Below are 21,188 nucleotides of genomic sequence, written 5' to 3' on the forward strand. Positions count from 1 at the left end.
CGCTGGGTCAACGGCCAGGTGATCCGGGCCAACGGCGGAGTCGTCTGAATCGGCGCTGAGGGGGGTCAGCAGCCCCTGTATAGGCGCGAATCCGAACGCCACGATGGGGACCACCACCGACTTCCAGGAGTATTCGATGCCTCGATCCTCGCGGCGTGCGCTGTCTCGTCGCCGGTTCATCGGCAGCGCCGGCGGTGCGGCCGCCGGAGCCGCCATGGCCGCCGCCGCGCCCGCGGCGGCTCAGTCCCCGGCACCGACGGCGACGCAGGGCGAGAACCTGGTGACCGTCGGCCTGCGGGTGAACGGGGAACGCACGCGGCTGGAAACGGACCCGCGGGCGACGCTGCTGGACACCCTGCGCGAACGCCTTCGCTTGACCGGCACCAAAAAGGGCTGTGACCGCGGGCAGTGCGGCGCTTGTACTGTCCGCGTCGACGGCCGTCGGGTGCTGTCCTGCTTGACGCTGGCCGCATCCGTCGACGGCGCCGAGATCACCACGATCGAGGGGCTGGCCGACAGCGAAAAGCTGCATCCGATGCAGCAGGCGTTCATCGACCACGACGGCTTCCAGTGCGGCTTCCGCACATCCGGCCAGATCATGTCCGCCGTCGCGCTCGTCCAGGAGGGACGCGCCGGGTCCGACGAGGAAATCAGGGAGAACATGTCCGGCAACATCTGCCGTTGCAGCGCCTACCCGTTCATCGTCGACGCGGTCAAGGACGCGCGCGCGGTGATGTCCTGATGCGTGCCTACGACTTCACCAGACCGGGTTCGGTGGACCGGGCCCTGCGCGACGCCCGCGACGGCAGCGCGGGAGCGACCGTGACACCGAGGAGGGCGAGTTCTCCGTGGATGCGCCGATAGCCCCACGAGGAATTCTCGGCAGCCAGACGTAGGACAAGGCGGCGGACCGATGCCACGGTGCACGGACGCCCAGGCCTTCGACGTCGCCTCGCCCGGGCGTGGCGACGCTTCACCACGTCACGATGCCACCGCAGCACCGTGTCGGGCTGACCGGCAGTCGGAGTCGGCGCAGAGTTGCGCGGGCCAGCGGCGAGAATTTCGACGTCCTTCTCGCGGTCGGTCATCGGTAGTAGCCGCAGCGCGGCGAAGGCGTGGGTGACGGCGAGGTAAGCGAAGCGGACCAGCATGGGTCGCGATCATGCCCGACGACCGCCAGCTACGCGCCGAGGTCCGCGACCTGTACGGATGTACTTTTCGGCACGCACAGGATGCGCTCGGACCGGGTGCTGCGCCGCCCCACACCCCCGCAGCTGCCCGGGGTGAAAGGCAGACCCCGCCACCACGGCGGCGAGTTCGCCTTCGGTGACCCGGATACCTGGGGCGAACCGGATGTCACCTAGTCACGCCGGGAATCTGCCGATTCTGGAAGGCACCGTGATCCGTTTGCAGGTCGACCGGCTGCCGTCCGGGGCGACCCCGAAACCGGTATGGCTGTGGCATTCCGGGACCGGTCTCGATCCGGTGGTGGTCGATCTGTTGTGGCAGGCGTTCCTGCGCCGATTCGACATCGAGCACACCTTCCGCATGCTTTCGGTTCTCGGGTCTCGCCCGGCTGGAAAGTCTGGCAGGGCGAGACGCCTCCGGTTTCGGTCAAGCCGGCAAGACGTCGGTCGTCGCGGGGTCAGTGGCGTCCGCAGGGTCGGTTTCGACGGCGCGGTTGCCCATGTGGACACGGAGGGGGCATACCGTGGTTGTTCCAGGTAGGGGGCTGCCGGGCGGTTTTGACGACGGCGGGGAGGGCCGATGACTCGCAGACCGCCACGGCGGCCTGTGCGCCGTGGTCCGTCGCATGCACCCCGCCACGTGCGCGAGGACGTCTCGGCAAAAAACGATTTACTTCGAGGATCTCCGAGCGTTGACTTCGTCTTCACCGTCGAGGTAGCGTCGCCGGACGAGGTCTTGAAACCTTTTAATCCGGAGGACGCGATGATGCGGCAGGATCCGGGCCGGGTGCCCCAGCAAGAGGGCCGCGGAGCCACGAAGCCGTTCCACACGGTCGCCGCACTGCCGGCTGACCTGGGACGTGGAGGAAGTCCCGGTGCTCGCCGGGCTGGATGAGTCCGTGACCGTGTCCACGCGGGAACCGGGTGGACCTCGTGCCGTCGATGGCACCGCGCTCGTCCGGATGGACGACGTGCCGGCACCCGGAACCCGGCACGATGCCGTCCCGGCGTGAGCAAGAGACGGTGAGCCGGCTCGAACTGGAAGACGTCGCGTTGCTGGCACTGTTCGCGGAAGGCTTGCCGCTCGACGTCATCGCGCGCCGGCTGGAACTGTCCGACCGGACGGTTCGCCGCCGGATGCGCTCGATCTGTGACCGGCTGGGCTTGGCAACCCCCATTCAAGCGGTGGTGTGGGCCGTGCGCGGCGGGCTGGTCTGAACGATGACCCCGTTGGCTTCCGGAGCGAGGCCGTGCCCATCCGTCCCGCCGAAAGGACAGTCGATGAACCACCGGCGCCTCATCCTCGCCCTCTTCACTGCCTTGCTGATGGCCGTGTCCGGATCGGCCGTGGCCACGGCGGCACCGGGTGGCGGCCGTCCGGTGCAGCCGACCGGGCTGAGGGTGGAAAACCTCGTCGACCCGATCGGGGTCGACGCGGATCAGCCGTTGCTCAGCTGGCTCCCGCCGCAGGGATCCGCGGGCCAGGCGGCTTACCAGATCCGTGCTGCCCTCGACACTCCGTTCCGGTCGCGAAAGCTATGGGACAGCGGGCAAGTCCGCTCGGCCGACACGTCGAACATCCGCTATGGCGGCCCGGCGCTACATGCCCGCGACCACGTCCGCTGGCAGGTCCGCACCTGGGACACCGCCGGGCGCGTGTCGCCGTGGAGTGGGGAGTCGAGCTGGGAGATGGGGCTGCTGTCGGCGGCGGACTGGTCGGCTCGCTGGATCGAGAACCCGTCGTACGACTACACCCAGCCCGACGGCAAGGAGACCCCGCTGCCGGTCTTCGGCAAGACGTTCCCCGTGCACGGCGTGGTCGAGCAGGCACGGCTCTACACGACCGGCCTCGGCATGTACGCCGCCACGCTCAACGGCCGCCCGGTCGGCGACGCCGTCCTCGAACCGGGCCAGACCACGTACTCGGCCGAGGTGGACTACCGCACCTACGACCTGACGCGGGCGCTGCGGCCGGGCACGAACACGATCGGCCTGCAGACCGGCAGCGGCACCTACCAGCGGGTGAAGACGCCCGGGCGGTACTTCTTCGGCGGCGGCCTCGAGCAGTACACCGTGTACGGCGAACCGAAGATCATCGCCCAGCTCGAAATCACCTACCACGACGGCCGCCGCGAGGTCGTCTCCAGCGACGGCACCTGGCGGACCGCACTGGGGCCGACAACGTTTTCGTCGTGGTGGAGCGGCGAGGAGCACGACGCCCGGCGTGAGAACGGCACAGGGTGGCAGCAGGCAAGTGTCGTGACACTCGGCCAGAACACGACACCGCGCGACACGACGCCCTTGCGCGCCAATCCGCGTCCGCCGACCACCGTCGCGGAAACCGTGCGGCCTACGAGCATCCGCCAGCTCGCCGACGGTTCCTCCATCCTCGACTTCGGTGCGAACCGCTCCGGCTGGCCCAGCATCTCGGTCGCCGGACGCGCGGGCGACACCGTTTCCATGATCCCGGCCGAGAAGCTCGCCGCGGACGGCACGCTGGACATCGCCAGCACCGGAGCGAAGCCCGGCAGCCAGATCGCCTACCGCTACACCCTCGCCGGACGCGGCCTCGAACGGTGGCATCCGCAGTTCACCTACAGCGGCTTCCGGTACCTGCAAGTGAGCGGACTGCGGACCGTGCCGGCGAAGGACACGGTGACCATGGACGTCGTCTACGCGGCGAACCCGAGCGCGAGCGAGTTCACCTCGTCCAGCGACCTGCTCAACCGGATCCACGCCATCACCGAGCGCTCGATCCAGAGCAACATGACGTCGGTCCTGACCGACTGCCCGGACCGGGAGAAGGGCCCGTACACCGGCGACAACCTGCACAACATCGATGCGCTGCTCACCGACTACGACATGTCCGCGTTCCAGCCGCAGCTCGTGCGCAACATGGCCACCGCGCAGCGGCTGCCCGGCGACGAATCCCCGGGCCTGATCGCGAACATCGCGCCGGAGTTCCACCGCGTCGCTCCGGTCAAGCTGCAGTACCCGCAGGGCACCATCGAGTTCCTCGACGAGGTCAACTGGGGCGGCGCGATCATCCGGATCCCGTGGCAGCTCTACCTGACCTACGGCGACACCCGGACGATGGCGACGTACTACGGCAACATGGTGGCCTGGCTGGATTACGAGACCACGAACAAGGCCGCGAACAACGGCGACATCCCCGGGCTGGGGGACTGGTCCGCGACGGACAACACGACGCCGATGCAGCTGGCCATCACCGCCGGCTACTACACCGCCGCGAACGACATGGCGGACATCGCGCGGGTCCTCGGAAAGACCGCGGACGGGGACAAGTACAGCGCGCTGGCCGCCCAGCTCGCCGCGGAGTTCACCGCCCGCTTCCGCCACGTCGACGAGAACGGCGTCTTCTACGGCAGCGACAGCGAAGCGTCGAACGCCATGGCCCTCGACGCCGGTCTGGTCGCCCCCGCCGACCGCGCCGCGGTGCTCGACCGGCTCGTCGCGTCGGTGCGCAAGGCCGGGAACCACATCACGACCGGCTCGGTGGCGCTCGGGCCGCTCTTCCGGGCGCTGGAAGCCGGGAACCGCGACGACGTCATCTACGACATGGTCGTAAACCCGACGTCACCGGGCTACGGCTACCTGGTCGCCAGCGGGCACACGACGTTGTCCGAAAGCCTCGACGGTGGTGGTTCGCAGAACCACCACTTCCTCGGTGAGGCCGACGCGTGGTTCGTCCGCGGGGTGGCCGGTATTCGGCAGGCGCAAGGTTCGGTCGGGTACCGCACTTTGATGATCGCCCCGGCGCTCGTCGGCGATCTGACTCACGCGTCGGGTAGCTACCGGACGCCGCTCGGCACCGTCCGCAGCAGCTGGACGAAGTCCGGGCACGAGTTCCGGCTGGAAGTGACCGTGCCGCCCGGGGCGACCGCGACCGTGTACCTGCCCGGCAGCTTGGCCGCGCACTCCGTCGGCGCCGGCAAGCACAGCTTCACGACTTCGATCTGATTGCCCTCGAGAAGGAGGACCGATGTCAGGCTCGGAAATAACCCGCAGGGCGATGATCGGCGGCTCGCTGTCCGTGATCGCCGGGATGAGCATGCCGTTCCCCGCGCTCGCGCTGGGCGGGGGGAGAACAGCCGAGGCGGCGACGTGCTACGGCAGGGTGCGCGGAAAACGCGAGGACGGCATCGCGAAGTTCCTCGGCGTGCCCTACGCCACACCGCCGCTCGGCAACCTGCGGTTCAAAGCCCCGAGGCCGCTCAAGCCCTGGCACGGTGTGCGCGACGCGGTGAACTTTCCCAATCCGGCATTCCAGGTGGCGGGTAACGAGATGGGCCCGAACGGCAACGGCCGGATGCCGGCACCCTCCGAAGACTGCCTCTACCTCAACATCTGGACCCCCGCCGCGGACCGCAAACGGCGGCCGGTGATGTTCTACAACCACGGCGGCGGCTACATGATCGGCTCCGGCTCCGCCACGGGACAGGACGGCACCCGTCTGGCGCAGCTCTACGACGTGGTGGTGGTCGAGTCCAACCACCGGCTCGGTCTGCTGGGTTACCTGTTCCTCGGTGACCTCGCGGGCGGGGACTACGCCGCCAACCAGGGGATGCTGGACATCCTCGCGGCGCTGCGCTGGACCAGGGAGAACATCGAGAACTTCGGCGGCGACCCCGGCAACGTCATGGTCTGGGGCGAGAGCGGTGGCGGCGCCAAGACCGCGGCCGTCTACACCATGCCCGCTGCCGCGCACCTCTTCCACAAAGCCTCGATCGAAAGCGCCGCGCCGCTGCGCTTCCCGACCCGTGAAGGCGCCACCGCCCGGGCCAGGCGCACGCTCGAACTCCTGGGGCTGAGCAAGGCGGACATCCCCAAGCTGCACGACATCCCGGCCGCGCGGCTGCTCCAGATCCAGCAGTCCGAAGCCGCGAACGGCGTCGCACCCTGGGGTGACCCCGATCCGCTCCCCGGTTTCGGCGCCTTCGTCGACGGCACCGTCATCCCGCAGCACCCCTTTGCCGGTGGCGTGGCGCCGTTCTCGGCGGGCAAGCCGCTGATGTGCGGCACGTGCCGCGACGAAACAGTGTTCTTCAGCCTCTTCGGGCCGCCCGACATCTTCCGCATCGACGAGGCCGGCCTGCGCCGAGAACTGAGCAGCACGTATCAGGGTGCCGAACTGGACGAGATCATCGAGACCTTCCACAAATCGCGGCCCGACGCGACGCCGGCGCAGCTGTACTTCGCGATCACCACCTCGCCTATCTGGCGTGACGCGATCAAGATCGCGGAGGCCAAGGCGGCGCAGCACGCCGCGCCGGTGTTCATGTACCAGCTCGCCTACAAGAACCCGACCCTCGTGCCGGGCACCGACTTCCCCCTGGGCTCGCCGCACGCGTCGGACATCCCCCTCAAGTTCGCCAACACCGGAACGGGTCTGCCGGGGCAGTTCGCGACCGCTCAGCACATGAGCGCACTGTGGGCGGGCTTCGCGCACACGAGCGGTCCCCACGCACCGGACGTGCCGGCCTGGCCCGCCTACACACCGAAGAACCGTTCCACGATGTGGCTCGACGCCGACTGCAAGATCGTCAACGATCCGGACAAGATCGAAAGGTTGTTCTGGAAGAACCACGCCTGAGGCACCTCGGAGGAGGAACCGGATGGAAGTCACCCGTCGGTCGATGTTGAAGGTCTCGGGAGCAGGCGTGGCCGCGGCGGGAGTCGTGGCCGTGACCCCTGCCGGCCTGGCGGAGGCGGCGCCGCCGGGCGGTTCGCTCCGCGCGGCGCCCGCCGCGTCCGCCGAAGCGCAAGCGGCCGTCAAACGGGCCCGTCAGCTGGTGGCCCGCATGACCCTCGACGAGAAGATCGCCTACTGCCACGGCATTCCCGCCACGAAGGGCTTCACCGGCCACATTCCCGCCAACACGCGGCTCGGCCTTCCCGCACTCCGGCTGGCCGACGGCCCCAGCGGCGTCGGCAACGGATCGGTGGGCGTCACGCAGTGGCCGGATTCCAAGGCCCTCGCCGCGACCTGGAACCCGGACACGGCTTCCGACTACGGGAAGGCCTACGGAGCCGAGCAGGCGGCCAAGGGTCACAACGTCGCCCTGGCACCGTGCATCAACATCATCCGGCTGCCGCACTGGGGCCGGTCGTTCGAGACCTACACCGAGGACCCGTTCCTGAACGGGCAGCTGGCCGCCGCGACCATCCGCGGGATCCAGTCGAACCACGTGATCTCGACGGTCAAGCACTTCGCGGCCAACAACCAGGAGATCCTGCGCAACTCGATCGACGTCGTCGTCTCCGAGCGCGCTCTGCAGGAGATCTACTTCCCGGGCTTCCGGGCCGCGGTCCAGCAGGCCCAGGTCGGGGCCGTGATGACGTCCTACAACAAGGTCAACGGGACGTGGGCGCACGAGAACCGCGTCAACGTGCAGGACGTGCTGCGCGACGCTTGGGGCTACGACGGCTGGGTCATGTCGGACTGGGGCGGGACCCACAGCACCGTCCAGACCGCGAAGGCGGGCTCGGACACCGAGATGCCCGGCGGCGCCTACCTCGGTGACGCGCTCAAGACGGCGGTGCAGAACGGCAGCGTCAGCGAAGCCCAGCTCGACACCATGGTGACCCAAGTCCTCACCCCGATGATCCGCATCGGGCTGTTCGACCACCCGCTGCCCGATCCGGCCACGGTGGTCGACACCGTGGTCTCGACCCCGGCACACCTCGACCTCGCTCGCCGGATCGGGGTCGAGGGCAGTGTGCTGCTGAAGAACGACGGTGTCCTGCCGTTCGCGCGGCCACGCAGCATCGCGGTGATCGGGGATGCCGCCGACGCGGGCGCCCAGACCCACGGCGGCGGCTCGGGCAGTGTCACCTCGAATGGTCCGGTTGTGACGCCGTTGGCCGGGATCCGTGCCCGAGCCGGGGCGATCCGAGTGACGTACGCGCGGGGGACGCTCGGGATCGCCGCGTTGCCGGTCGTTCCGGCGTCCGCGTTCGGCACCGGACTGAAGGCCACCTACTACGCGTCGACTGACCTGACCGGTGACCCGCTGGGCACCGAGACGGTCGCCAACCTCAACGTCACAGCGACACCGGCCCCCGTGGCGAGCCAGACGGACGGGTGGTCGGCCCGGTACACCGGCACGTACAACGCTGCTGCCGCCGGTTGCTACCGGTTCAGCCTGACCGCCGGCGGGCTGACGACGCTCACCATCGACGGCAAGGTGGTGTTCACCTACCTGCCGGGCCGGGAGTCCGTGCAAAACGGGTTCGTGACCTTGACCGCGGGCGACCACGCCATGGAGGTCACCTACGTCTCGCCGGCGCCCGCTGGTGGCCGAGCCCCGCGGACATCGCTCGCGCTCGGCGCCCAGGCCGGATACGACCAGCTGCACCGGGAGGCGGCGGCCGCTGCGCGAGCCGCGGACGTGGCCGTGGTGGTTCTTTCCGACGTCACCAGCGAGGGCATGGACCGCTCGACGCTCGCGTTGCCGGCCGATCAGAACGAACTCGTCGCCGCTGTCGCCGCGGCCAACCCCCGGACGGTGGTCGTGCTGAATACCTCGGGCGCGGTGCTGATGCCGTGGCTGGGGAGCGTGAAGGGTGTCATCGCCAACTGGTACGCGGGGCAGGAACAGGGCAACGCGGTGGCGGCAATGCTCTTCGGCGACGCCGAGCCGGGCGGCCGCCTGCCCGAGACGTTCCCGGCCTCGGACCAGCAGGGCCCGGCGAAGACCGGCGTGGAGTTCCCCGGCGATGGGGTCCACGTCTTCTACGACGAGGGCCTGGCGGTGGGGTACCGCTGGTACCAGCAGTCGGGGGAGAAGCCGTTGTTCCCGTTCGGGTTCGGGCTGTCGTACACGACCTTCCGGCTCGACAACCTGCGGGTGTCCCGGACGCCGGATGGGCTGCGGGCTCAGGTTTCCGTCACGAACACGGGACGCCGGGCCGGTTCGGAAGTCGTCCAGCTGTACGTCGCCGCCCCTGATGCGGCGCAGGAACCGGCTCAGCAGCTGAAGGCCTTCTCGAAGGTAAGCCTGAAGCCGGGGCAGAGCACGGTGGTCACACTCGACGTGCCACGGGAGGAGCTGGCGGTCTGGTTGAACTCGAGTACCGGGTGGACGGTAGTGCCGGGTAACTATGGCATCGGTGTGGGTACGTCGTCAGCTGACCTTCCGCTGCGGAGCCGCATCTCGCTGTCCTGACCTATTCCGGGAGGCGACGTCGGGGAGTGTTCTCGACGTCGCCTCCGGAGTGCGCGCGCTCGCTTCCGCGACATATGTCATACTTGTTCTATGCGAACGACCCACGCACTCGTGCAGCTTGCGCTGGCGCTGATGAGCGCCCCTCAAGAGCGACATTGGGGCTACGAACTATCGAAGACCTCTGGGGTGCGCTCGGGAGCGATGTATCCGCGTCTTCGTCAAATGCTCGACGAGGGCTGGCTGGTCGACGGCTGGGAGACTTCAGAGGAAGCCGGAGGGCGTCCTGCGCGCAGGTACTACCGGCTTACGGAAGACGGCCAACGAGAGCTCGGTGCACTGCTGCGTCGCGCCGAATCCGACTCTCGTTTCGGTGGCCTCGACCTGAGGATGGCGTGATGGGCGATGTTCTGCAAGACGTCGTCACATACGGCATCGGAACGATCATCGTGACGGCGTTGCTCTGCGGCCTATGTCCTCGCCTGGTCCTCCGTCTTCTGCTGCTGGCGTATCCATCGGAGGATCCTCGCCGGCCGGAATTGCTGGCCGAGCTGTCTCGAGTCCCGTACCGCGAGCGATTGATCTGGGTTGCGGACCAAATCCCCACCGCCTTGATGGACGGCGTACCCGAGCGCGTACGGGCCCGGCGCGTCCGCCGCGTTGCGAAGCCCGAGGGCCCTGATCTTGCCATGGAAGCATCGCTCGATTCTGTCTCGCAGCCATTGTCACCGATCGTGTACATCCAGACGCACGGCACACTGACCGAGGACGGGAAGTTCGTCATGCCCGAAGGAATGATTCGGGTTGCTTCGAAGGACGGCGGCTCCACCTGGATATTTCCCCCGCCGGCGTTCTCCCCGGAGTGGTGGGCGTTGCGACCTCCACACGAATAGTGAACAGGACTTTGAGGGGCGCCAAATCGGCGCCCCTCAAAGTTTGCTCGATTTCAACTGGATCCGGTCACCGTCCGTTGTAAACTGCCGCGTCTCGCCAAGGCGTGAGCGTCACCGGTCCGCGAAGCCCGCACGGCTGGCTGGCCGTCGACTTCTGGTTGTACTTCGACACCGCATTGCGCAGCGTCGTGCGCACCGTGATTTGGACGGAGTTCGTCCCCGGGTGCAGCCAGCGGGCGATGTCCCATTGTCTGCCGTCCGTGACCTGGGTGCCGACCGCTTGGCCGTTGACCACGATGTCGGCCGTCCCGTCGATGTGCCCGAGGTCGAGCAGCACGCCCTGCGAGGCCTTCCAGCCTTCAGGCAGGACCGTGGTCGCGGTATACGTGCCCGCCCCCGACTCGCCGTTGAGAGCCGTGATGTCGCGCCAGTCCTTCAGCCGATACTGCTGGAACTGCGAGTCACCGAGGCCGTTGGGAACCGACACCGTCGTGCCGCCGGACGGGTTCACCGTCTTGACGGACAGCGACCAAGGACTCCACGGCTCGATGGTCGACGGGCGGGACGACGGCGGCCCGGACAACGGCCGGTCGGAGTCGGGAACTTCCGCGGTCACGTCGACCGATCGGCCGTTGGACAGATGGAACGTCTGCGTGCCCGATTCGGTCGCCCGGAATACGATCTTCCCGCCGCTGACGACCAGCTGCCCGTCCTCGGGCAGGGTGTCGCCGACGACGTGCACCGCGGGACGAGCGTCCCGGTTGATCGCGATCACCTTGCCCTCGCGGCCCTGCAGGGTCATCGGGACCGACGTGCGACCGTTGCCGGTGGTGTACTGGGCGATCGGCGAGATCGAGCCGTCCCAGAGGTTCATCTCCGACGGCACGCCCTGAACCCCGAAGGACGGCGCGAACGTCACCGGGTCGTCGCTCGGGTTGTAGAGGTAGGCGTAAGCCCCGCCTTTCACGTCCCGCCACTGCGACAGGACCTGAGAGCCGCCCGACGCGACCCGAGGAGCGAGACCGAGCCGCTTCAGCGCACTCGCGACGTCGTTCTGCGTCGCCACCCGAGCCACCGAACGCTGCTTGAGCGTCTCGCTGATGCTGTTCTTGACGTCGGCGTCGCCGCGGCCACCCGATGCGTAAGTCGTGTCGTGGTCGGGCAGGGCGCCGACGAACACGACCCGGACGCCTGCCTGCGCGGCGCGCAGGATCGCGGCCGCCGCGTCGTGGCTCACGGCACGCTGGTCGACCACCAAGACGCGGTAGCCGCTGGTGCCGGGAAACAGCTCACCGTTGGCCGGACGGGAATCCCGGGCCAGTCCCTGCGGGTCGAGGTACTCGACCGAGAAACCTTGCTGCTCCAGCCGCTTCGCGTCGAACGGCGTCTGGTTCCCGCGCGGGGAGAGGAAGGCGTCGCTGTAGACCGCGACGTCCGTCTTCGCCGTTCCGCTCTCCAGCACACTGGTTCCGCGGGCGAAGTAGTTGTTGAGCGTGGCCCAGCTCGACCACTGCGGGAAGTTCTTGTCGTTCCAGCTGTCGGTGACGGATTCATTGAAACGGGTCGTGCCCGGCCAGGCCGCGCCGGCGGTCTGGAGCGCGAAGCCGTGGATGAACGGCTGGGACACGCCCGCGGCCCACTCCTTGCCCATCAGGTCGCGGTAGTCGTCGAGGTTCATGCTGTAGGCGGCCTTGAAGATCGCCCCGAGCTCGACGCTCAGCAGGTTCCCGCCCGCCTGGTGCACGCCGGACGCGATCGTCTGCTGGAACGCGAGGGAGTTCCGCCAAGCCGGGTCGGCGGTGGAGACGGGGAGGTTTTCCCCGGCGTCGAGGGACTCCGTCTCCGAGCGGGCTCCGAAGCTCTGCAGTGAACGGAAGCTGCGGATCGGCTCCAGGTCCTGCAAGTACGCGGCCTGGGCCTTGTACTGCATGCCGTACTGCTTCGCCCAGTCCTGGAACACCTGCAGGTGGTTGCCGATGTAGAGGTCGGTGAGCGTCTCGTAGTAGTCGTGGCGGACCTTGCCGGCCGATCCGTCGGTGAGGGTGAAGTCGGGGTTGGGCTCCTTCGGTGGTACCGGGAAGTCCGACTCGCCCTGGACGAACATCATGGGCAGGTACTTGGCCATGTCGTACCCGCGCCGGCTGCGGAACTCGCTTTCCATCTTCGGGGTCCAGAAGATGGACGTGGCGTGCAGTTCGAGCGAGTCTTCGAAGAGGTCCGCGCCCGCCTTGCGCAGTTTCGGTGCGTTGTCCTTGCCGATCTGGATCTGGTCGAGGTCCTGGGCGGCCTTGCGCGAGGCGTCGGCATCGAGGGGGTTGGTGTAGTTGCCCTTGTTCTCGCGGGACCAGAAGGCGAACACGTCCCAGTTGCCGCCGCCCGGGGCTCGCCAGGTGAGGTTGCCGTCCTTGACCTGGGCGGTGAGGTCGGTCAGCGACACGGGATCGAGGACGGTCGACTTTGCCGGTGGCTGCCCGGGCGTCGTGACGTCGGGCCCGGCGTCGACCACCCGGGCCGCGGTGACCGCGACGAGCTTCCGGGGCTGCGGCAGCTGAGCCGCGTCGATCGGCGGCGTGACGGGCCCGGAGAAGCTTTGCCCACCGGACAGGTGGACGCGGCCGTACTGCAGCTCCTGGGAGGCGAACCCCGAACCGGCTCCGGTGCTGGGCGTCTGCACCGGCCAGGCCGCGCCCATGGTCATCGAAATCTTGATGCCGAGCTGCGCGGCCTTGTCCAAAACGTGGCCGAGGATGGAGCGTTGTTCGTCAGTGGCCCAGGCGCCGGCGGAGAAGGCGATCTCGATTTCGCCGAACCCGGCGTCGGCGATCACCTGCAGTTCGCGCAGCGCCTCGGCGTCGTCGAGAGGTTTCTGCCACCACCAGCGCATGGCGGGCTTGAAGTGGTTGTCCGGGCGGGCGAACTGGGCGGGGGAGAGGCCGCCGGCGAGGGGTTGCAGGGTGTCGATGCCGGCGCTCGCACCGGCGTCCGGCCCAGCGTTGGCCGCGGGAACCACGGTCAACGCGGCGAGGACAGCCACCGCGGAAAGACCGGTGGTCACCAGTGACCACGGACCTCTGCGTGGCGTTGCGGACAAGAACATGGCACACCTCCATGGGGTGCGTATGGCGCGGGCCGCCGCGGCGGTGTTCGCCACAGCGGCCCGCGAAGGGGTTTCAGCGCTGGGACACGGTGATCTCGTACGAGCCGCCCGAGACGTTCAAGGTCACGGAGCCGCCCGTCGACTTCGTCCGGGGACCGGAGTCACGACCGTTGACGGTGACCACCGAGCCGCGGCCCGTCGGCACGGTGATGGTGCCTGAGGTGCCGGCGGGCGCCTGCACCGTGAGCGTGAACCGGCCGGAGCGCGGGTCGTTGGTCCACTGTGTCTTGATGGTTCCGTAGGCGGTCGGGACGGCCCCGGCGGCCGAGCGCACCGTGCCGGGATTCGGCGCGATGCTCCAGGTCTGGTAGCCGGCACCGACCGGCTTGACCCCGAGGAGCTGTTCGGTCAGCTGCACGGACGGGGACGCGGCCCAGCCGTGTGCGAGGCTGGCCGTCGCGCGGTTGACACCGCCGGTGCTGTTCTTGAACTCCCAGAACGCACCCGTGTAGAGCGGGTTCTGCTTGTCCACCATGGGTCCCCAGGTGCGCCGCATGAGGTCCAGGGCCCCGGCGGTGTCGCCGGTCGAGAACCGGCCGGCCGTCTCCATGCCGTTGCCGAACGGCTCGATGGTGTGCCCGGTCGGGTCCTGCAGGCCGGGGCCCATGATGGCGCCATACGGCGTCCAGAGCGTCTTCAGCGCGGCGAGGACCTTCGCTTCCTGTCCGGCCGGGACGAATCCGTACTGGAGCGCCAGGGCGTTGGCGTCTTCGACGACGACGTCGGGCTTGGCGCTGCTTTGCCCGTAGGCGCCCAGAGCCGGGTTCCACAGCTTGCTCATGACCGCGGTCTTGATGGCCTCGGCCTTGGTGTCGTAGCCGTCGGCCAGTGCCGGGGAACCGGCGGTGCGCTCGAGCCACGCCATCTCCCGCAGGACGATGTAGTAGTCGATGCTGTACTTGGTGACTTCCCCGGTCTGCGTCGCCTGCCAGTAGTCGCGGTCGTTGGAAACCACGAGGTGGTCGGCGTCGAGGAAGCTGTCGTTGTAGGCGAGTTCCTTGCGCAGTGCGGGAAGCGCGGCGGTGATGTAGGCCTTGTCGCCGGTGTAGCGGTAGTAGTCGACGAAGGCGCGGAGTCCGTACCCGGAGTAGTTGTTGGAGTAGAAGAGGGGCGAGCCCGCCGGGTTGGTGCGCTTCGAGAAGTCCGGTGAGCCGGGGAACGCGCCGTCGGCCCGCTGGGTCGCCAGCAACGTGTCGAGTGAGGACTTCACGTAGGGTGCCCCGGCGGTTCCGAGGCTGGTGAGCAGGGTGGGAATCTGGACGAGCAGGTCACCGGTCCAGATGCTGCGGTCCCGCTTGGCGCCGTCGTAGATCCGCGCGTCCGGAAGCCCGTTGAGGCCAGGGGCCTTGAGGTTCATCTGCAGGGTGTAGGCGCCGGAGTACCACATCCGGTTGAGCTGGTCGTCGCTCGAGAGGAACCAGCCCTGGTAGTCGGCCGGCGTCGCGCGGAACGCCTGGAAGTTCACGCCGAGCGAGGAAAGGCTGACGCTGCCGGGGGTGGAGACGGTGAGCAGCGCGAACCGGAACCCGCCGTGGAAACCGCCGGTCAGTCGCCCCGCCGCGGTGGGCTGGAAGGTGTCGGGGCCGCCGACGCCGGCGAGTCCGCGTGACTCGTCGGAACTCGGTGCGCCGGGGGAGGTCTTGACGGTGGCACCCGCCGGGAGGTCGGCTGGCAACGCGGGCTTGACGGTCACGGTCCGGGCGGTGGCGTCGAAGGAGGTGATCGTGCGGGTGACCGGAGTGCCGCCGGTGGCGGTGAAGGTGATCGTGTTGCCGGTTTCGAGGTTCGCCGCGGAGGCCAGCGGGACCTGCGTCGACCCGCGGGGCACCGCCGCCGGCACCGTTGTCGAGGCCGGAGTGCGGATGTACTGGCGGGCCTCGGCGGTGACCAGGGTCAGCGTGGGCGCACCGGTGACCCGGGTGAGGTCGACGTACGGCGTGCCGCCGATCTCCTTGCCGAAGTCCAGCAGCACCGAAGCGGGAGTGCCGCCGGCCATCGTGGTGAGCGTAGTCGCCGGCCCGTGGGAGCTCGCGAGCGAATGGGGATGCTTGACGTCGCCTCGGCCTTCGGCCCGGACCGCGTGGACGTCGGGGGTCGACGGCCCGAGCACGTAGGACTTCCAGGCCGAGGTATCCAGCCCTTGACCGGCCTGACCTGGGGTAGTGATGAAAACGGGGGGTGATTGCGGCGAGCACTCCGACGGTCGCCAGGCGGCGAAGCCGGGTACCTCTCGAATAGGTGAATCGTTTCAACTCAAGCGCCTTCCTCTTCTCTTCGAGCGGAGATCTGCGGGGGCGGCCGGGGACAAGGCCAGAAGGGCATCTTGCGGACGTGTCACCGGGATGGGCAAGCGTTTGTCCGATACCGGACGCGCGCCCGGCGTCGGCCCTGGTCAGCGGCGGGGTCGCCGTTCATGCGCCTGCACTAACATGGGCTGCGGGTCCACGGCGTGCGGGAGAGGAACGGTCGGCTGAACAGGGTCACGATTCGCGACGTAGCCGAGCTGGCCAGGGTCTCGCCTGCGTCGGTGTCGAACTACTTCCACAAGCCGAGGAAGCTCTCCGACGCGACGAGGCAGCGGATCCAGCAGGCGGTCGACGCCCTGGGGTTCGTGCCGAACGATGCCGCTCGCACCCTCCGGACCGGCGTCAGCCCGGTCATCGGCTACATCGCCTTCGAGCTCGCCGGGGCCACCACGCCCGAGATCGCCGCGGCGATCGAGCGGCGGGTGTCGGCCGAGGGCATGTACATGCTGATGGCCAACGACACCGGGTCTGAGCAGCGTGAGCGCAGCTACCTGCAGCTGTTCGCCAAGCAGCTGGTGAGCGGGGTCATCATCGCCCCCGTCGGCAACGTCGAGGCCGAGCTGGCCCGGATGCGCTCGTTCGGCATCGCTAGCGTGCTCAGTGCCCGTCGGGCCGAATCCCCCGAGCAGGCGTCCGTGTCGATCGACCACGTCGCCGGCGGCAAGCTCGCGGCGGCCCATCTCATCGAGCTGGGCCGCAAGCGCATCGGGTTCGTCTCCTCCTCGCTCGAGCTGAAGCAGGTGGCCGACCGGCTCAACGGTGCGCTGTCGGCGGTTCACTCGGCTCCCGGCGTCACCCTGGAAGTCATCCCGGTGCCCGAGCGCTCGGTCGAAGCGGGCATCGCCTGCGCGGACGCGATCGCGAGCAGGCCGTCCGCGGCCCGCCCCGACGCGTTGTTCTGCGCGAACGACCTGCTGGCCATCGGGGTGGTCCAGGCCTTCGTGTCGTCGAAGATCGTCAGCGTGCCGGCCGACATCGCCGTGGTCGGCTACGACGACATCGAGTTCGCCCGGTCGACGATCGTGCCGCTCACCAGCATCCGGACACCTCATGCCGAGCTGGGCACCGCCGTGGCCGACCTGCTCTTCGCCGAGATCGACGCGCTCGGCTCGGCCGGTGGCCGGGACGGCGTCGCCCTGCCGCGGCCGCAGATCGAGTTCTCTCCCGAGCTGGTCGTGCGGGCCTCGACCGTCCCTCAGTGATCGAGTTCCCGTCGCCGTCAGTGCCTGGGGTGTTAAATCGTTTTACCTCATGCCGCGCTCGGTCTTGACAGACGCTAGAGGTCGTATGGTGTGATGCCTCCGCCACCAGAGGTAAAACGTGTTACCAACGGAGGTGCGCTGCTTCGACGAAGAAGGAGACTTCATGGCCGAGAACACCGCCGGGCTGGACCGCAGACACTGGATGCTCGCGATCGCCGCGGGCATGGCCTCGCTGCTGGACTCGGGCGCGATCATCTCCGTCGGCCTGGGTCTGGCGCTGTGGAAGAAGGCGTTCGACCTCGACGTCTGGACCGTCGGGGTGCTGGGCTCGGCCCTGACCCTCTTCATCGCCGTGGGCTCGCTGGTCGGCGGTCGGCTGGCCGACCTGGTGGGCCGCGGCCGGATGTTCTCCCTGACCATCCTGCTCTACGCGGCCGCGGCCGGGGCCATCGCGCTGGTCCCGAACGCGTCCGTGCTGGTCGCCGGCGTGATCGTGCTCGGCGTGGCCGCCGGCGCGGATCTGCCCACCTCGCTCGCCGTGCTCTCCGAGCGCGCTCCCGAGGGTGCGCAGGGGCGGCTTGTCGCCTTCACCCACGTCATGTGGACGGTCGGGGTCGTGGTGGCGACGCTGCTGGGCTTCGCCGTCTCCGGGCTGGGAGTGCCCGGCATCAGCGTGATCTTCGGTCTGCTCGCGGTGCTCGCCGTCGGGACGTTCGCGTTCCGCGCCTTCTACCCGCCGTTCCACCAGCTCGAGGAGGAGGCGCTGGCCCGGCACGTGACAGTGGGCGTCGACCCCGCGAAGGCCCTGCCGCTGGCCGGCCTCCTCCGCGACCGGACGTCGCTGGTCCTGATCGCCCTCACCGCGGGCTTCTACCTGTTCTTCACCCTCGTGGCGAACACGTTCGGGTCGTTCAAGACCTACTTCCTCGTCACAGTCGGCGGCACGACGCAGACCGTGGCCACGGGGCTGTCGTTCGGCACCACCCTGATCGGACTGGTCGGCACGATCGTCTTCACCCGCATCGCCGACACCAAGTGGCGCAGCCGGTTCTTCGCCTTCGGCGTGGTCGTCTTCATCGCCTGCCAGCTGCTCATCGCCGTCACCGGTGGGGTCGTGCTGCCGGCGATGATCGCGGCCCTGGTCCTCTACAACGTGGCCTTCCCGTTCATCGGTGAGGCGCTCTACAAGATCTGGACGCAGGAGTCGTTCCCGGTCAACGCCCGCGCGACCGTGCAAGGCTTCACCATCGCGATCGCCCGGTTCATCGCCGCAGGCTTCGCGCTCGTCACACCCGCGCTGATCGCGTGGAGCCCGAAGGGCCTGTACCTCCTGCTGGCCGCGTTCGCCCTGGTGTCCGGAGCGATCGGCACGGTCATCATCCGCCGTCTACGCACCGCGGGGCCGCGGTCGGCCGCTCGAACCGCCGCCCTCACCACCGAGGAGGTTCTTTGATGACGAGTGGCCCCGCCGTCACCGTCCAAGCTCCCCGCATCGGTTCCGGCGAACCCTTCGCCGCCATCTCGGTGCCGAGGTTGTCGTGGAAGACGTTGTCTGGAGGGGAGAACTGGCTTCAGGCGAGCGCGGAGGTCGAGCTCGTCACCGCCGACGGGCGCGTGACCGCGTCGTTTGACGGCGACGAATCGGTTTTCGTCGAATGGCCGTTCGCGCCGTTACGGCCCCGGCAAACAGCTGCGGTCCGCGTGCGTGTCCGGGGAACCGACGGATCGGTTTCGCCCTGGAGCGATCCGACCGAGGTGACGGCGGGCTTCCTCGAGCCGGGCGAGTGGTGCGCGAAGTTCGTCGGGTCCGGTTCGGACGAACCCCATTTGCTGCGGTCCACCTTCGAGGTCCACGGCGGGGTGCGCCGGGCGACGCTCTACGCGACGGCCTTCGGAGCCTACGACGTCCGCCTCAACGGTGGCGCGGTCGACGACGCGGTGCTGAAGCCGGGTTGGACGAGTTACCAGTGGCGGCTGCTCTACGACGTAACCGACGTGACCGCGCACCTGCGTCCGGGAAGCAACACCATCGGGATCGAGCTGGCGGGTGGCTGGTACACCGAGGACTTCGGGTTCCGCGACGCCGCACGACGGTTCTACGACGGCCACCCGGCCGCGGCCGCCCGGTTGGTGATCGAGTACGAGGACGGCACCAGCACCACGATCACCACCGGCGAACACTGGCGGTGGTCGCGTGGCCCGGTCGTCTCGGCGAGCATCTACCAAGGCGAGAACTACGACGCGCGCCGGCACGACGAGAACTGGCACCCGGTCGAGCTCGTCGACGTACCCGAGGTGCAGCCGGAACCGCGATCGGGCCCGCCCGTGCGGGTGATCGAGTACCGCGAGGTGGCGGAGGTGCTCACCACGCCGTCGGGCAAGACGGTACTCGACTTCGGTCAGAACCTCGTCGGCTGGATCAGGTTCACCGTCACGGGGCCTCGCGGGCACACCGTGACCTTGCGCCACGCCGAGGTCCTGGAGCGCGGCGAACTCGGCACGCGCCCGCTGCGCAACGCCGCGGCCACGGATCGGTACACCCTCAGCGGCGAAGGCGCGGAGACGTGGGAGCCCCGCTGGACGTTCCACGGCTTCCGGTACGTCGAAGTCGAGAACTGGCCCGGTGAGTTCTCACCGTCGGCGGTCTCGGCCGCGGTCGTCCACACGGACATGCCGCGCATCGGCGGGTTCTCGACGTCGCACCCGTTGCTGCGGCGCTTCCACGACAACGTCGTGTGGGGGATGCGGGGAAACTTCCTGTCGATCCCGACCGACTGCCCCCAGCGCGACGAACGTCTCGGGTGGACCGGCGACATCCAGGTCTTCGCCCCGACCGCGTCGTTCCTCTACGACTGCGACGCCTTCCTGCGCTCCTGGCTGGAGGACGTCATGCTCGAACAGCGGGCGGCGAACGGCGTCGTGCCGATGGTGGTGCCCGCCGTCATTCCCCAGGTACCCGGCCAGCTGCAGCCGGTCGCCGCCTGGGGCGACGCGATCACCGTCGTGCCCACGGTCCTGCGGGAACGCTTCGGCGACCGTGACGTACTGCAGGCTTGCTTCGAGGCCATGGCGGCGTGGGTCGACACGGTCACGGACCGGACCGGCGGCAAGCTGCTCTGGGAGGGCGGTGTCCAGTTCGGTGACTGGCTCGACCCGGACGCCCCGCCCGATCAGCCCGGTCAGGCGAAGACCGATCCCGGTCTGGTCGCCACCGCGTACTACTACCGGTCGGCCGACCTCACGGCGCAGGCCGCCGGGCTACTGGGCCGTGAGGAAGAGGCCGGCCGGTATGGCGACCTCGCGGCAAGGATCGCCGACGCGTTCCGCGGTACCTACCTCACGCCGAACGGCCGGATGATGTCGGACGCGCCGACGGCGTACGCCCTCGCGATCGTCTTCGGCCTCGTGGACGACGAGCGGAAAGCCGCGATGGGGGAGCGGCTGCGGCTCCTCGTCCGGGCCTACGGCTACCACATCGCCACCGGTTTCGTCGGCACGCCGATCATCTGCGACGCGCTCACGGCGACCGGCCACGCGGACACCGCGTCACGCCTGCTCGTCCAGACCGAGTGCCCGTCGTGGCTCTACCCCGTGACGATGGGCGCGACGACGATCTGGGAGCGCTGGGACTCGATGCTCGAGGACGGCTCGATCAACCCCGGCCAGATGACGTCGTTCAACCACTACGCACTCGGCGCGGTCGCCGACTGGCTCCACCGGTGCGTGGCCGGCCTGGCGCCCCTCGAACCCGGCTACCGGCGCATCCGGATCGCCCCGACCCTGCTCGACGCGCTGGACGACGCCTCAGCGTGGCACGAAACGCCGTACGGGCGGGCGTCGGCCGGGTGGACCCGCGACGGCGATGTCGTGCGGTTCCACGTCGAGGTGCCGCCCAACACCCGGGCGGTCGTCCGGCTCCCGTCCGGCGCGGAACACGAAGTGGGTAGCGGAGCACACTCCTGGACGGAAAACCATCCGCGGACGCGCCGCATGCGTACCGATTTGGGACTGGACAGCGATCTCGCGACCGTCGTCGACGACGTCGGGGCGTACCGAGCTGTCCTGGCGGCGATCGGCTCGATCGACCCCGAACGGGCCGCCGCCTTCCGCCGCACGACTCGGTGGTGGCCTGGCCGCCGGCTGTGTGATCCACTGAGCCACACGCCTCTCGAAATCGTGGAAGCCATCGAAAAGGCGCTGGCCGCGCTCCCGGCCGGAAAGCTGGACGCCACGGAATGAGGGCTCGGCGCCGGCTGC

The 21,188-nt window shown here is 68.9% G+C and carries 14 protein-coding genes; 10 read left to right on the forward strand and 4 right to left on the reverse strand.

The genetic code is table 11. From position 1 onward, the window contains the following. Window positions 1-216 (reverse strand): hypothetical protein (locus tag ACFVYA_RS36975; protein ID WP_387051713.1); only part of this gene is annotated, 216 nt, incomplete at its 3' end. On the opposite strand from ACFVYA_RS36975, the gene ACFVYA_RS36980 reads away from it, so the two are divergent. Further along, the gene (locus tag ACFVYA_RS36980) at window positions 215-742 is read left to right on the forward strand and encodes a (2Fe-2S)-binding protein (protein WP_387051715.1); all 528 of its coding nucleotides are present in this window, start codon (window positions 215-217) and stop codon (window positions 740-742) included. The two genes, ACFVYA_RS36975 and ACFVYA_RS36980, sit on opposite strands and share 2 nt — an antisense overlap. Window positions 743-749: 7 nt before the next feature. On the opposite strand, the gene ACFVYA_RS36985 is transcribed toward ACFVYA_RS36980, so the two are convergent. Further along, window positions 750-1,151 (reverse strand): hypothetical protein, encoded by a 402-nt coding sequence (locus ACFVYA_RS36985; protein ID WP_387051717.1) that lies wholly within the window; start codon window positions 1,149-1,151, stop codon window positions 750-752. A gap of 1,032 nt (window positions 1,152-2,183) precedes the next feature. Here ACFVYA_RS36985 and ACFVYA_RS36990 point away from each other — a divergent pair. From ACFVYA_RS36990 to ACFVYA_RS37015, 6 genes are all read left to right on the forward strand, one after another. Next, entirely contained in the window at window positions 2,184-2,405 is a 222-nt protein-coding gene (locus ACFVYA_RS36990) for a LuxR C-terminal-related transcriptional regulator (RefSeq protein ID WP_387051719.1), read from the forward strand. Window positions 2,406-2,468: 63 nt separating this feature from the next. Continuing rightward, window positions 2,469-5,168, forward strand: a complete 2,700-nt coding sequence (locus tag ACFVYA_RS36995; RefSeq protein WP_387051720.1) for a family 78 glycoside hydrolase catalytic domain — start codon at window positions 2,469-2,471, stop codon at window positions 5,166-5,168. Window positions 5,169-5,190: 22 nt separating this feature from the next. Further along, entirely contained in the window at window positions 5,191-6,801 is a 1,611-nt protein-coding gene (locus ACFVYA_RS37000; RefSeq protein ID WP_387051722.1) for a carboxylesterase/lipase family protein, read from the forward strand. A 22-nt stretch (window positions 6,802-6,823) separates the two neighbouring features. Further along, complete coding sequence (locus tag ACFVYA_RS37005; protein ID WP_387051724.1) at window positions 6,824-9,376, forward strand: glycoside hydrolase family 3 C-terminal domain-containing protein; 2,553 nt, start codon at window positions 6,824-6,826, stop codon at window positions 9,374-9,376. Between the two features lie 90 nt (window positions 9,377-9,466). Then, the gene (locus ACFVYA_RS37010; RefSeq protein ID WP_387051726.1) at window positions 9,467-9,772 is read left to right on the forward strand and encodes a PadR family transcriptional regulator; all 306 of its coding nucleotides are present in this window, start codon (window positions 9,467-9,469) and stop codon (window positions 9,770-9,772) included. Continuing rightward, a complete protein-coding gene (locus tag ACFVYA_RS37015) occupies window positions 9,772-10,266 on the forward strand; it encodes a hypothetical protein (RefSeq protein WP_387051728.1) in 495 nt (164 codons plus the stop codon). Before ACFVYA_RS37010 ends, ACFVYA_RS37015 begins: the two co-directional genes overlap by 1 nt. A 67-nt stretch (window positions 10,267-10,333) precedes the next feature. On the opposite strand, the gene ACFVYA_RS37020 is transcribed toward ACFVYA_RS37015, so the two are convergent. Next, complete coding sequence (locus ACFVYA_RS37020) at window positions 10,334-13,321, reverse strand: glycosyl hydrolase (RefSeq protein ID WP_387051730.1); 2,988 nt, start codon at window positions 13,319-13,321, stop codon at window positions 10,334-10,336. A 115-nt stretch (window positions 13,322-13,436) separates the two neighbouring features. Further along, on the reverse strand, window positions 13,437-15,419 hold the full coding sequence (locus ACFVYA_RS37025) for an alpha-L-rhamnosidase C-terminal domain-containing protein (RefSeq protein ID WP_387051731.1): 1,983 nt from the start codon (window positions 15,417-15,419) through the stop codon (window positions 13,437-13,439). Window positions 15,420-15,872: 453 nt separating this feature from the next. Here ACFVYA_RS37025 and ACFVYA_RS37030 point away from each other — a divergent pair, with 453 nt between their 5' ends. The 3 genes from ACFVYA_RS37030 to ACFVYA_RS37040 all read left to right on the forward strand — a co-directional run bounded on the left by ACFVYA_RS37030 (window position 15,873) and on the right by ACFVYA_RS37040 (window position 21,170). Beyond that, complete coding sequence (locus ACFVYA_RS37030; RefSeq protein ID WP_387051733.1) at window positions 15,873-16,931, forward strand: LacI family DNA-binding transcriptional regulator; 1,059 nt, start codon at window positions 15,873-15,875, stop codon at window positions 16,929-16,931. Window positions 16,932-17,094: 163 nt separating this feature from the next. Further along, entirely contained in the window at window positions 17,095-18,384 is a 1,290-nt protein-coding gene (locus ACFVYA_RS37035; RefSeq protein ID WP_387051735.1) for an MFS transporter, read from the forward strand. Continuing rightward, entirely contained in the window at window positions 18,384-21,170 is a 2,787-nt protein-coding gene (locus tag ACFVYA_RS37040) for a family 78 glycoside hydrolase catalytic domain (protein ID WP_387051737.1), read from the forward strand. The genes ACFVYA_RS37035 and ACFVYA_RS37040 overlap by 1 nt, the downstream gene beginning before the upstream one ends. Window positions 21,171-21,188: the final 18 nt, after the last annotated feature.

The sequence above is a fragment of the Amycolatopsis sp. NPDC058278 genome, assembly GCF_042881395.1.
Lineage (GTDB): Bacteria > Actinomycetota > Actinomycetes > Mycobacteriales > Pseudonocardiaceae > Amycolatopsis.

Coding starts and splice junctions, on each gene's coding strand:
- ACFVYA_RS37010 (WP_387051726.1), top strand. CDS start 9,467: ATGCGAACGACCCACGCACTCGTGCAGCTTGCGCTGGCGCTGATGAGC.
- ACFVYA_RS37005 (WP_387051724.1), top strand. CDS start 6,824: ATGGAAGTCACCCGTCGGTCGATGTTGAAGGTCTCGGGAGCAGGCGTG.
- ACFVYA_RS37015 (WP_387051728.1), top strand. CDS start 9,772: ATGGGCGATGTTCTGCAAGACGTCGTCACATACGGCATCGGAACGATC.
- ACFVYA_RS37000 (WP_387051722.1), top strand. CDS start 5,191: ATGTCAGGCTCGGAAATAACCCGCAGGGCGATGATCGGCGGCTCGCTG.
- ACFVYA_RS37040 (WP_387051737.1), top strand. CDS start 18,384: ATGACGAGTGGCCCCGCCGTCACCGTCCAAGCTCCCCGCATCGGTTCC.
- ACFVYA_RS36985 (WP_387051717.1), bottom strand. CDS start 1,151: ATGCTGGTCCGCTTCGCTTACCTCGCCGTCACCCACGCCTTCGCCGCG.
- ACFVYA_RS37035 (WP_387051735.1), top strand. CDS start 17,095: ATGGCCGAGAACACCGCCGGGCTGGACCGCAGACACTGGATGCTCGCG.
- ACFVYA_RS37025 (WP_387051731.1), bottom strand. CDS start 15,419: ATGGCCGGCGGCACTCCCGCTTCGGTGCTGCTGGACTTCGGCAAGGAG.
- ACFVYA_RS36980 (WP_387051715.1), top strand. CDS start 215: ATGGCCGCCGCCGCGCCCGCGGCGGCTCAGTCCCCGGCACCGACGGCG.
- ACFVYA_RS36990 (WP_387051719.1), top strand. CDS start 2,184: ATGCCGTCCCGGCGTGAGCAAGAGACGGTGAGCCGGCTCGAACTGGAA.
- ACFVYA_RS36995 (WP_387051720.1), top strand. CDS start 2,469: ATGAACCACCGGCGCCTCATCCTCGCCCTCTTCACTGCCTTGCTGATG.